Annotated in this window: 7 protein-coding genes; 5 read left to right on the top strand and 2 right to left on the bottom strand. The window is 69.1% G+C overall.

Features of this window, described 5'->3' with window-relative positions:
* Positions 1-24: 24 nt before the first annotated feature.
* Both ACIF8S_RS01270 and ACIF8S_RS01265 read right to left on the bottom strand, forming a co-directional pair.
* A complete protein-coding gene (locus ACIF8S_RS01270; RefSeq protein WP_399996634.1) occupies positions 25-1812 on the bottom strand; it encodes a hypothetical protein in 1788 nt (595 codons plus the stop codon).
* A 108-nt stretch (positions 1813-1920) separates the two neighbouring features.
* Complete coding sequence (locus ACIF8S_RS01265) at positions 1921-3243, bottom strand: hypothetical protein (protein ID WP_399996633.1); 1323 nt, start codon at positions 3241-3243, stop codon at positions 1921-1923.
* Between the two features lie 354 nt (positions 3244-3597).
* On the opposite strand from ACIF8S_RS01265, the gene ACIF8S_RS01260 reads away from it, so the two are divergent.
* The 5 genes from ACIF8S_RS01260 (at position 3598) to ACIF8S_RS01240 (ending at position 12184) form a co-directional block, all read left to right on the top strand.
* Positions 3598-4401 (top strand): hypothetical protein, encoded by an 804-nt coding sequence (locus tag ACIF8S_RS01260; RefSeq protein WP_399996632.1) that lies wholly within the window; start codon positions 3598-3600, stop codon positions 4399-4401.
* A 368-nt stretch (positions 4402-4769) separates the two neighbouring features.
* Positions 4770-6869: a DUF262 domain-containing protein gene (locus ACIF8S_RS01255; RefSeq protein ID WP_399996631.1), complete on the top strand. Its 2100-nt coding sequence runs from the start codon at positions 4770-4772 to the stop codon at positions 6867-6869.
* A gap of 78 nt (positions 6870-6947) precedes the next feature.
* Positions 6948-8762, top strand: coding sequence for a DUF4357 domain-containing protein (locus ACIF8S_RS01250; protein ID WP_399996630.1), 1815 nt, complete (start codon positions 6948-6950; stop codon positions 8760-8762).
* Complete coding sequence (locus ACIF8S_RS01245) at positions 8759-10012, top strand: McrC family protein (protein WP_399996628.1); 1254 nt, start codon at positions 8759-8761, stop codon at positions 10010-10012. The genes ACIF8S_RS01250 and ACIF8S_RS01245 overlap by 4 nt, the downstream gene beginning before the upstream one ends.
* A 36-nt stretch (positions 10013-10048) precedes the next feature.
* The gene (locus tag ACIF8S_RS01240) at positions 10049-12184 is read left to right on the top strand and encodes a UvrD-helicase domain-containing protein (protein WP_399996627.1); all 2136 of its coding nucleotides are present in this window, start codon (positions 10049-10051) and stop codon (positions 12182-12184) included.
* Positions 12185-12192: the final 8 nt, after the last annotated feature.

The following is a 12192-nucleotide window of genomic DNA, read 5'->3' as shown; positions in this document are numbered from 1 at the left end:
GAACGCTCGGGCTGGGCGAGGCGCTCAGTTCGTACGGGTGTTTGACAAGTGCGGCCCCACGTAGCCGACTATCACCTTGCCCGTGACGCCCGCCGTGTCGTCGTAGAAGTGGATGCGAGGCGCGATCCTGCCCTTGTTGTCAATCTTGATGTGCGCCTCCATGAACACCTTTCCCGAGGCGTCGACCTCCAGCGGTACAGGAAGCATGCGCTGCTGCCGGAACTTCCTGTCGTTGCGCACGGAGTCGGACTCCACCATGGCCACACGCGTCACCGGATAGGTGCGCATGCCCTGCGGGGAAGCTTCGCAGAAATCCCGGAAGGTTCCGTCGAATCCCTGCTCGTCGGCGCTGCTCGCCCCGTACGAATCCAGCGCCAGCAGGGCGTCCCACACCTTGGACGCCCAGGTCGAGCTCTTCATATCGTCATCGAGGTCGGCCGCCTTGCTCTTGTCGTAGGTAAGAACAAGATGCTTCAACCGCTCTTGCACACGTTCGTTCAGTTCGGCGAAAGACATCGGCGCCGGTTCCTCCGTCGGCGGCGTGTAGGCGTCCTCCGCACGGCCGGCCTCCACGAGCCGCTGTTGCAGCACCGCTACTTGGTGGCGCAGGGCAGACAGCTGTGCCTGAGTGGCGTCGTGGTCGGCGATTTCGTCCTCATAGCGGTCGGTCGCCTCCCGCAGCTGCTCGTCGAGCGCACGCCTGCGCCGCTCCGCCAGGCCCCGGGCGTTGGCGGCCTCGCTCAGCTCCTCCAGCGCTTTGTCGATCGTCTCGTTGGCCGTGCTCAGCTGGGCACGCAGAGAGTCGATGGTCTCGTTCCCAGATGACTCAGCGGTCTGAGACCTTGCCGCGCGCAGGTCCTTGAGGACCTCCTCGATGCCTGGAAACGCGGGTTCAGCGAGCAGGGGCGGCTGTGGTGTGGTGACAGCGTGCTGGCGCGGGTACCTGGAAATCCGGACTTCTGCGTTACGGAACTCCGGATCGCTGAGCCGTCGGTACGTCAGGAGGCGGTGCCGCCGACCGTCCTCGGCGGAGCCGAAAGCGACGTCGGGAAGATAAGTGCGGATCTGCCCGGGAAACACATCGTGCCGGTCTCCGGCAACCTCCCGGAAGGCGGGAACGGCTTCCCGTTCCAGCCGGAACACAGATGCGATCCCTACCAGATTCCTGACAACTCCGGTCAGCAGCTTTTCCCAGGCCGGATCATCGTTGGACGGCTCCGCCGCGAGGACCAAAGGCAGCCCTCGGGAGGGATCGGTGAGCGCGGACGTGAGCAAGTCGACGGAGTCGGAGCCGATCAGATGAGGTGCCGTTGTGAGCCGAATCGTCCCGTCCGGCACGTTAAAATGATCAAGTATTTCACGGACGAGCCGAGGCGGGACCGGTCTGGCCTGGCGTTTGCCCGCACTGGGGTAGTGCTCCAGGTCGACACCGACATAGGCCACTTGAGACTCACGGTCGACAGCGGACGTGAGCGTCGTCTGCCATGTCCCCTCTTGCCTATCCTCCTTACTCTCACGTAGACGAAGTCGCAGCGCAGTTTGATGGCCGTCGGTGCTGTATGAGTCGGTCACGGTGAGGGTGTAGGTATCCGTGAGCCGATGGACGCCCGAGGAGAGGTGCGTCGCCAGTCCCTTGCTCTCCAGCCACGAGGTGAAGCACGAACGAGCCCCGGCGAACATCTGCTGCTGCTCGTCTTCAGGGATCGGTAGTACCGCCCGATAGACCAGCGGGTTCTCAGCGCGTGGCTCGTCTCGGGAAAACTCGTCCCGACCCCACCTCATAGCCTGCGGCGTGGGCTTGCGACTGGGCATCACCAGTGGGGTGGGTCTCAATGTCGGCCTCCTGCTTGATCGACGAACGGGAGGGATGCCTGCCCGATGGTGGCGAGCAGCACCGATCAGAAGTGAGTGCGACAGCGCCTACACCTGGGCGGGCAGCGCCGGGAACACCACCACCGAGCCGTCCCGGTCGCGGGCGATCTCGATCGCCACGTCCGCCGGGCGGCCGTTGAGTGCGACGCCGTCGCCCAGGCTGCGGAGCTGGTACGCCGAACGCAGAAGCCGGTCGACCTCAGCGTTCAGGAGGACGGGGCGCTTGCTGCTCGGGCGGGCCAGCTGAACCGTCGACAGACGCAGCAGCACGCCGGCGATGCCCTTCTCCAGTTCCTCAAGCCGCTGCTCGTCGTCCTTGAGGGCACGAGCGAAGTTCTCGAACAGGTTGTCCGGCTCGCTCTGGGCCCGCTCGACCGCCTGGAGGACGTTGACGCGTCGCTTCAAGGCGATGGCCAGCGACGCCAGTTCGAGGTGGGTGCGGAACACTCCGCCCTGCTCGTCGATGCCGGGGAACGCCTCGGTCAGCGTGCCCATCTCGACGGGCTCACCGGCCGGCAGCTTGTCGAGCGCGCCCCGCCAACGGGCGAGACGGATGTCGGCCTTGCTCAGTGCCGTGTCGATGGCGTGCACCGCCGAGTCGAGTCCCAGCGAGACACCGAGCTTCCCCTGGTCGAGCAGGATGGCCGTGGCCTTGTCGATGGCGGGACGGCAGCCGTTGAGTGCGCTGTGCTCGTCGTCGAGCTTGTCGGCCTGGAGCTGCTCCAGAAGGTCCGTGATGTGCTCGATGGCCTGCTGCCGCTTGCGGTCGGCGTGGGCGCTCACCCCGACGGCCACCGCCATGAGCACGAGCGGAGCGGCCACGGTGAGCACCGTGCCGCCCGCAGCCGCGGCGCCGGCGGTCGCGCCCGCGCCACCGACCGTGCCCGCCGCTGCCGCTCCACTGACCGGCACAAGCGTCGGCTTGGCAACGATCTGACCCGTCGCCGAGTTCACGAGGGTGCCGTAGAACCCGCCCGTCGCCCCCTTCGGCTCCATCCAGCGAACCAGCCCCTGTCCGAACTCCTCGGCAACCTTCGCCGGGACGACCACGCGGCACAGGAGCTCTCCCGACGCCGTCGCCTTGGCAGCCGCGGCGGACGTCTTCGCCGACTCGGTGATGAGCTGCGACAGGTGCTGCGCCAACGGGCTGGCGGCGTCGAGTGGGATGCCCCGGCTGCGGTCGAGCTTCTCGGGCAGCGGGTGCGCCTCCAGCGTGACGATCGGCTGGTCGGCCAACGCCGCCAGCACACCCCGCAGTTCGTTCAACCGCTCCGCCGTCATGGGCCCGTCCCCGATGACGGCCGGCACCTGGACATCGCGTGTCGCCAGCGTCCAGACCGGAACGTTCGGCGCCTTGCGGTAGTCGATCATCGTCCCCCCAACTCATCCCCACGTCAGCCTGCGTCTGACGTCCCAGCAGAACGGTATAGCCGAATCGGCACACCGTGTGTCACTCGGTCCTCGTCCAACGCCTCTCGGCACAGCCGGTCGGCGCGGCGCGCGAGCAACACCACTCAGCATACGCTCTGTTGACACTGCCAACGCATCAATCTAGCGTTGTCTGCGTATGCGGGTGTCGTCGAGGGGACGACCCCCTCGTCCGTGCCGTGGACGAGACGCACAGCCTGTCACCGGTGGGGGGATGGTTTGACGCGGAACCGGGTACGTCTCAGCGGCGGCTCGAGCTGGCAGACGGACTTCCGTCGCAGGACCACAGGGCGCCCCGTGCGCACCGCCATGGACGTCGCTCGCCTCCACCGGGACGTCAACCACATCCTCCTAGACCTGCAGCGCGCCGTGGACAGATACGCGGTGGCCGAGGCGACCGACCTCTACGGGCTGGCCTGGTCCCAGGTGGCCGAGGCGCCGCCCAGTGAGACCCGCAAGCAGCGGGAAGAACTCCAGGCGTTCAAGAAGTTGATCACCTCCGCGTCCTGGCTGCAGGAGGGGCGTCGGCGCGCGGCGACGGCCGAAGTCCGGCACGAGCCCCCGGCCGGGCAGCGCTCCACGGCGCGCCCGGGGCGCCGCCCTGCCGTGAAGCGCGCGAACGGTCACGTGCCGCGTCGAGAGGCGAAGGCTGCCAAGGAGACCGCAGCGCACCGCACAACCTCGCCGACGCCCGGTTCCGGCGCTCGGACACCGGTCCGTCGTGACGAGCCGCCCCTGTTGAAAACCGGTCAGCTGTCGGAGATCGCCACCGAGCTCCGCCCTCTGCTGGAACAGACCGCCCGCATGGGCGCGACGACCACCTGGTCGCGTATCAGCAAACGCATCCCCAGACTGCCACGGCTCCACCGGGACGACCAGAGCGTCATCCTGTGGCTGGTGGACGAGGAGCGTCGGGAGGGTGAACCTCTCCTCTGCGCTCTCCTCACCGTCGGCGACCGGCAGATGCATCCCCGTTTTCCGGCCATCGCGGAGCAGCTCGGCCTGCCGTGCTCGGGCACAGCGGCGCAGCAACAGACCTGGAGCTACGAGGTGCTGAAGGTCCACCAGTACTGGCGGCATCGGCGCCCCGGGCGCGGCTGAGAGAGCCGGCTGCCCGAAGGGCAGTCGGGCCACCGGACGGATCGAGTGGAGTCATGGGAAACGACTGGACACGGCTCACCCAAGAGGCAAAGGAACTGGGCGGGCCTGACGACTTACGAGGCCACTACAGGACGAAGGGGCGAGTGGAGGCCACTGCCGGCGTCCTCGCTGTCACCCTGGCCGGGGCGGGTCTGAAGTGGGCCCTCGGCCGACTGCGCAACCAGGACGACGAAGCCGGAACCGGCGAAGAAGCGGCCGGATCGGCACCTGCCGACGTACCGGAACTGCGACCGCCGCGTTGCTCACCATGACCGGCTGATCCCCTGGTCCGCCCAGTTCCATCCACACTTCCCGAGGAGACCCGGCCGATGGCCACCGTGCTGTTCAAGGACACGACCCACCAGGTAGCCGATCTGATCACCGACATCCGTCGCGGCGAGATCGCCCTCCCCGACCTGCAGCGGCCCTATGTGTGGCAGCCGGCCAAGGCGCGAGAGCTGTTCGACTCGATGTACAAGGGCTTCCCGGTCGGTTACCTGCTCTTCTGGGAGACCGGAATCGAGCCCGGCGCACGGCAGATCGGCGAAGGGGCCAAGCAGGAGGCGGCTCGCCGACTGATCGTCGACGGCCAGCAGCGCCTCACCTCACTCTTCGCCGTCATGACTGGTACGCCCGTGGTGCGTGAGGACTACCGCACCACGCGCGTCCGGCTCGCCTTCCGTCCCTCGGACGACACCTTCGCCGTCACGGACGCGGCCATCGAGAGGGACCCCGAGTACCTCCCGGACATCAGCCTGCTGTGGGACACCGCCACAGGACGGCGCAAGGTCATCCGTGACTTTCTCGCCCGCCTCAACGACAAGCGTCCCCTCACCGAGGCCGAGGAGGACCGCATCCAGGACGCCCTCGACCGTCTGCACGACCTGGAGAGCTACCCGTTCAAGGGGGTGGTGCTCTCGGCCGACATCGACGAGGAACAGGTCGCGGAGATCTTCGTCCGCATCAACAGTGAAGGCGTGAAGCTCGACCAGGCCGACTTCATCCTGACGCTCACCTCCGTGTTCTGGGAGGAGGGACGCCGCGCTCTGGAGGATTTCTGCCGGCAGTCGCGTACTCCCGCGCTCCACGGTGCGTCACCCTTCAACTGGTACATCAAGCCCAAGCCTCCCCAGCTGCTGCGTGTGGTCGCGGCCGTCGGCCTGGACTCCGCCGTGCTCAAGCAGGTGTACGCGACCCTGCGCGGACGGGACGCCTCGGGGAAACTGTCCTCCGAGCAGCGCGAGGCACGCTTCGGACAGCTCCAGCAGGCACAACAGCACGTGCTCGACATCCAGCACTGGCACGAGTTCTTCCTCTGCCTGGAACGCGCCGGCTTCCGCGGCGAGAAGATGATCTCCAGCCAGAACGCCCTGCTGTACAGCTACGCGCTCTGGCTGATCGGTCGCGTCCGTTACGACGTCCCTCTCGACCGGCTCCGGTCCGTCATCGCGCGCTGGTTCTTCATGGCCCAGCTCACCGGCCGTTACACCGGGTCGGTGGAGTCCCAGATGGAGCATGATCTCGCCCTGCTGCGGGACGTCCCCCACGGCGATGCGGACGGTTACATCACGACCCTCGACCGGGTCGTCCGGGAGACCCTCACCTCGGACTTCTGGTCCATCACCCTGCCCAACACGCTGAACAGCTCCGCCGCCAAGTCCCCCGCCCTGCTCGCGTACATCGCGGCCCTCAACATCCTGGACGCGGACGTCCTGCTGTCCGACGTCAAGGTCCGCACCCGGCTCGACCCGGCCATCCTCGCGCGCAAGGGCGTCGAGCGTCACCACCTCTTCCCCCGGAAGTACCTGCAGAACTCGCTCAGGATCACGACGAGCACGCGCATCAACCAGATCGCCAACATGGCGCTGCTGGAGTGGAGCGACAACATCACCATCTCCGACCAGGCGCCGTCGCAGTACTGGCCCGCGCAACTGACCGCCAAGGGGCTGCCCGCCGACGTCCTGGCCCGTCAGCGCTATCTGCACGCGCTGCCGGACGACTGGCCGTCGATGGACTACGACACCTTCCTCACCGCCCGTCGTGCTCTGATGGCGCAGGTCGTCCGCGACGCCTTCGGACAGTTGGAGAGCGACTCCTACCGCCCCGTCTACAGCCCTCCGTCGGTCGTGCCCGAGCAGCGCACGGCGGGCAGGATTCCCTCCCGCCGGATCAAGCTGTCGGAACTCCTGGACGCCGGCCTGATCAGCGCGGGGACCGTGCTGACCCCCGCGTGGGAGGAGCACGAGCAGGTAGCCGTCGTCGACGAGCAGGGCCGCATCCGGATCGACGAGCAGATCCACGACACCCCGTCCGGAGCCGCCAACGCGGTGGGCGCGGGGACCAACGGCTGGACCTTCTGGCTGGCCGACACTCCTGAGGGCCAGGTGGCGCTGGCCGACCTGCGCGCGGCTCTGTCCGAGGAAGCCTGAGAACGCTCACCCCAACGCGTTGACAGCGTCAACGCCTAGTCTGTTTCCCGCAGGCCCGCCCTTCTGGAAGGTCACCTCATGCCCCACCCCGACCGCCTCCCCGGTACGCCCGACTTCCGCATCAAGCTGCCGCAGGACGGCGCCGAGGCGCGCGGGTACCTGCTGACGCCGTTCGGCGGCAACGGCACGAACAAGTTCCTGCTGCGGGAGGGGTCCCTCGTGACCGCCGACGAGTGGCCGGGGCTCGGCCGCCACGCGCGCCGCTTCCGGGCGGAACTCCGCGCGGACGGCGCCCTAGTGGATGCTCCGGCCGTCCCCGGCCGTATTCAGGACGCGCCCGCACGCTGGGTGGTGACCCGGGACATCGAGTGCAACTCCTCGTCGGCCGCCGCCTCGCTCGTGTACGGCTACGACGCCTCCGGGCCGGAGTCCTGGCGCACCGACGAGGGCCATCCGCTCTCCGACTACCTGTCCACCGGCTGGCGTCCCCCGCTCAAGGCGTGGCTGGTGCGCGGCTCGAACGTCTCGGGTCACAACCTGGTGCGGCAACTGTGGCTGAAGGAAGGCTTCGTGTCGCTGTCGGGCGCGCACCTGCCCCCGCTGGAGGAATCCGACCCGACCAAGAGCGCGCTGCGCCGCTTCGTCGAGGAGGGGTACGAGGGAGCGGCCTCGTACCACCAGAAGCAGGGGCTGGTGGACGAGTTGCACGCCTTCCTGACGCAGATGCGCGTCGGGGACACTGTGGCCACCTACGACGACGACCGGCTGTACCTCGGCCGGATCACCGGGGAGGCCGTGCAGACCACGTCGCCCGGCGGGCTGTCCAACCTGCGCCGGCCGGTCACCTGGCGCACGGACGGTCACGCGTACGACGAACTACCGGGAGAAGTGCGGCAGAAGCTGTCCGTGCAGCACGACCTGGTCGATCTGACCGGCGTCCTGGACGCGCTGGACGGGCTGGCCGGTGAGGCGGCCGGCACGGACGAGGCCGAGGTCGCGGAGACCCTTGAGCGGCCCGCGCCGAAGGAGCTGGCCCTGCCCGAGATCAGCGACGCGCTCGCCGACGAGCTTCTGGTCCATGACCGGGCGTGGCTGGAGGAACTGCGCGAGCTCTTGCTCGACGAGAAGCAGCTGGTGTTCTACGGTCCCCCGGGCACGGGCAAGACATTCCTGGCGATGAAGCTGGCCGAGTACTTCGGCGGCGGCCCGGAACAGGTCAAAATCGTGCAGTTCCATCCGTCGTACGCGTACGAGGACTTCTTCGAGGGGTTCCGGCCGGTGGAGGATCCGGAGACGCGGGAGGTGGCGTTCCGGCTGACCGCCGGCCCGCTGCGAGAGCTCGCCGACCTCGCCTCCCGCGAGGGCAACCGGCACGTCCCCCACTTCCTGATCATCGACGAGATCAACCGGGCCAACCTGGCCAAGGTGTTCGGCGAGCTGTACTTCCTGCTGGAGTACCGGGACCGGTCCGTGCGGCTCACCTACTCCGGGGACGACTTCCCGTTGCCTCCCAACCTCTTCGTGATCGGCACGATGAACACCGCCGACCGGTCGATCGCCCTGGTCGACGCGGCCATGCGGCGCCGCTTCGCCTTCGTGGAGCTGTCCCCGCGCACCGAGCCGACCTCCGGGCTGCTCCGACGCTGGCTCGAACGTGAGGGCCGCGACGCCGAGCCGGCCCGCCTCCTCGACGCCCTGAACTCCCGGATCAGCGACGCGGACTTCGCGATCGGCCCCTCGTACCTGATGAAGCCGGGCGTGTACCGCGACGGCGGCCTCGACCGGACCTGGCGCACGAAGATCCTTCCGTTGCTCGAAGAGCATCACTACGGCGAGGGCATCGACGTCGCCGCCCGCTACGGTCTCGACTCGCTGCGCGAGCGGCCGGCATGACCGCACCCGGGCCGGACGTGGTGTTGCGCGAGTACGGTCCCGCCGTCTCCGTACCGCTCGGTGCCGCGGCCGGCCGGGCCCTCGCCGCCTCCGGCGTACTCCAGAGCGTCACACCGGACCCGGCCCAGGACGGCCACTGGCTGCTGCGGGCGGGGAGCCACGTCGGCGCGCTCCGCACGCCCGGCGGTCCGGTCGTACGCATCATGCCCAAGACCCCGGTGAGCCGGATCTTCTTCCTGCTCGGATTCAGCCTCGACCCGGAACGGGCCTGGCGTGACGACCGGGAGGGCACCGTCGACACCGGCGCGTACGACGACGTGGTGCCCGCGCTCGCCCACGCCGTGGAACGACGGATCGACGCGGCACTGCGCCAAGGGGTCCTCCAGGGTTACCGGGAGGTGGAGGAGTCCTCTCTGGTGGTGCGTGGGCGGATACGCGAGGCCGAACAAATCCGGCGGCACTTCGGTCGCACGCCCCCCGTGGAGATCGCGTACGACGCCTACACCGCGGACACCGCCGAGAACCGCATCCTGCGGGCCGCCGTCGAGCGGCTCCTGCGGTTGTCCGGCGTTCCCGGACCCGTGCGGCGGCGCTTGGCGCACCAGCGGGTCCGTCTCGCCGATGCACTGCCCCTGGTCAGAGGACAGGAACTGCCGCGCTGGCAGCCCTCCCGTCTCAACTCCCGCTATCAGCCCGCCTTGCGGCTCTGCGAGGCCGTCCTGCGGGACTCCTCGCCGGAGCACCTGCTCCCAGGCGCCGATCCGCTCGCCGTGGACGGCTTCCTCTTCGACATGAACCAGTTGTTCGAGGACTTCGTCACCGTCGCGCTGAGCGCGGCGCTGAAGGAGCGGGGACTGGCTCCTCGTCCGCAGGATCCCCACCACCTGGACACCGCCGGCCTCGTGCGGATCCGCCCCGACCTTGTGGTACGCACCCGCGACGGCCGGACACCGGTCGCCGTCGTCGACGCCAAGTACAAGGTGGAGAAGGCCGACGGCCGTCTCAACGCCGACTTCTACCAGGCCCTGGCGTACGCCACGGTGCTCGGCCTGCGCGAGGCACACCTGGTCTACGCGGCCGGACGGCAGCCCACGCGCTTCCACGAGGTGCGCGGGACGGCGGTGGGCACGGACGGACGCGGACTGCGGCTGTACCAGCACAGCGTCGACCTCGCCCGTGAACCGAGGCAGCTGCTGTCGGCCTTGCGCGACATCGCCACCCTCCTGGCCCGCGCCTGCTCCCCCGCGTAATCATGATCATCGGCCCGACGGAAAGGAAGACACCGTATGCCCCGGCTCGCCTTCGCCCAGAGCTTCTGGGACGGCTACGACGCCCTCGAAAAACCGGTCCGGGCCGGAGTGCGCAAGGCCATGGCCAAGTTCCAGGCCATGAGCGCCGCCGAACTCAACGCCGACAAGGGACTGCACCTGGAGTCCGTCGAGAACGCCCGTGACAAACGTATGCGCACCATCCGCGTCACGGACTTCTGGCGCGGTGTCGTCCTGGCTCCGGACGACGGCAGCGACGTCTTCCTCCTCGTCAACGTGCTGCCGCACGACGACGCCTACACCTGGGCGGCGAAGCGCCTCTACAGCGCGAACTCCGCGACCCGGGCCCTGGAAGTGCGCAACGCCGTCGCCCTGGACGAGCTGACCCCGGTGTACGAGACCGCGGCCCGCTCCGCCTCCCGGCTGCTCTTCGAGCACATCTCGGACGGCACGCTGCGTGAGCTGGGCATCGACGACCAGGTCCTGCGCGCCGCGCGCTCCTTGGCGAGCAAGGCCCAGCTGGAGGCGTTCTCCACGCTCCTTCCGGAGGACCAGCTGGAGGTGCTGCAGTACCTCGCCGAAGGCTTCAGCCCGGAAGAGGTGTACCGGGACGTCGTGGCCGTCCGCCGGCCCGCCGACGCGCCCGCCGAGCCGGTCGAGGACCTGGCCACGGTGATCGCCAACACCTCGGCGCGCATCCGCCTGGTCACGGGCCCGCGGGAGCTGGAGGAGGCCCTGGACAAGCCGTTCGCCGCCTGGCGGGTCTTCCTCCACCCTTCCCAGCGACGCGTCGCCTACCGCGCCTCGTTCGGGGGCCCTGTCCAGGTCACCGGCGGCCCCGGAACGGGCAAGACGGTGGCGGCCCTGCACCGTGTCAAGCACCTGCTGGGACGCTCCGACGACAGCCGCATCCTGCTCACCACGTACACGAACGCGCTCGCCGCCGGCCTGCGCGACATGCTCGGCCTGCTGCTCGACGAGGACGAGGAGCTGCTGGCGCGGGTCGACGTGACCACCGTGGACGCCTTCGCCAACGGTGTCGTGCGGGCAGGGTCGGCGGCGACACCCAAGCCGGTCGGGGACCGGGACCAGCGGCAGCTGTGGGAGAAGGTCGTCAAGCAGCTCGCTCTGCCCTTCACCGCCCGGTTTCTGGCACAGGAGTACCGTCACGTCGTCCTCGGCCAGGACCTCCGCGACCTCGACGCCTACCTCGGCGCGAGCCGGCGGGGACGCGGCACCGGTCTCGGGCCGGCGCGCCGCCGGCAGGTGTGGAGCGGCGTCGAGCGTTTCGAGCGGCTGCTGCGGGACAGCGGTGAGACCACGCACCTCGGCATCTGCGCACGCGCCGCGGATCTCCTGGCCGCGGGGCCGGCCCCGTACGCCCATGTCGTGGTCGACGAGGCGCAGGACCTGCACCCCGCGCAGTGGCGTGTGCTGCGTGCCGCCGTGGCGACGGGCCCCGATGATCTGTTCATCACCGGCGACCCTCATCAGCGGATCTACGACTCCCGTGTGTCGCTCGGCTCCCTGGGCATCGCCACGGTCGGCCGCAGCTTCCGCCTGCGCGTGAACTACCGCTCGACCGAGGAAATCCTCGCCTGGTCGGCGCGGCTTCTGGCTCCCGTCACGGTCGACACGCTGGAGGGCGAGGGCACAGACTCGCTCGCCGGGTATCGCTCGCTGTTGCACGGGGGCCACCCCCAGGCGCAGGGCTACGCCACCCGTCAGGAGGAGACCGAGGCCCTGGTGGACCGGGTGCGGGAGCTGCTGGACGACGGCCTGGCCCCGCACGAGATCGGCGTGTGCGCACGCTTCAACCTCTCCTTGGACGCCGCTGAGGAGAAGCTGAGGGCCGCCGGGATACCGGTGCTCCGGGTCAAGGGCCAGACCGCGCAGGGCGCCGAGGGAGTGCGGCTGGCGACGATGCACGCGATGAAGGGCCTGGAGTTCCGGGCGGTGTCCGTCCTAGGAGTCGGCGAGGGGGCTGTCCCGTTTACCCGGGAGATCACCCCGCGCGAGGCGGACGCACCACAGCACGAAGCCGACCTGCTCCGCGAACGGTGCCTCCTCTTCGTCGCCTGCACGCGGGCCAGGGAGGCGTTGAGCGTGACGTGGAGCGGAGCCGCGAGCCCGTTCCTCGCGCACGTCGCCTGACGGTCCGG

It is taken from the genome of Streptomyces sp. NPDC085937, from assembly GCF_044540535.1.
GTDB lineage: Bacteria > Actinomycetota > Actinomycetes > Streptomycetales > Streptomycetaceae > Streptomyces.
This window is presented reverse-complemented; position numbering and strand designations above follow the sequence as displayed.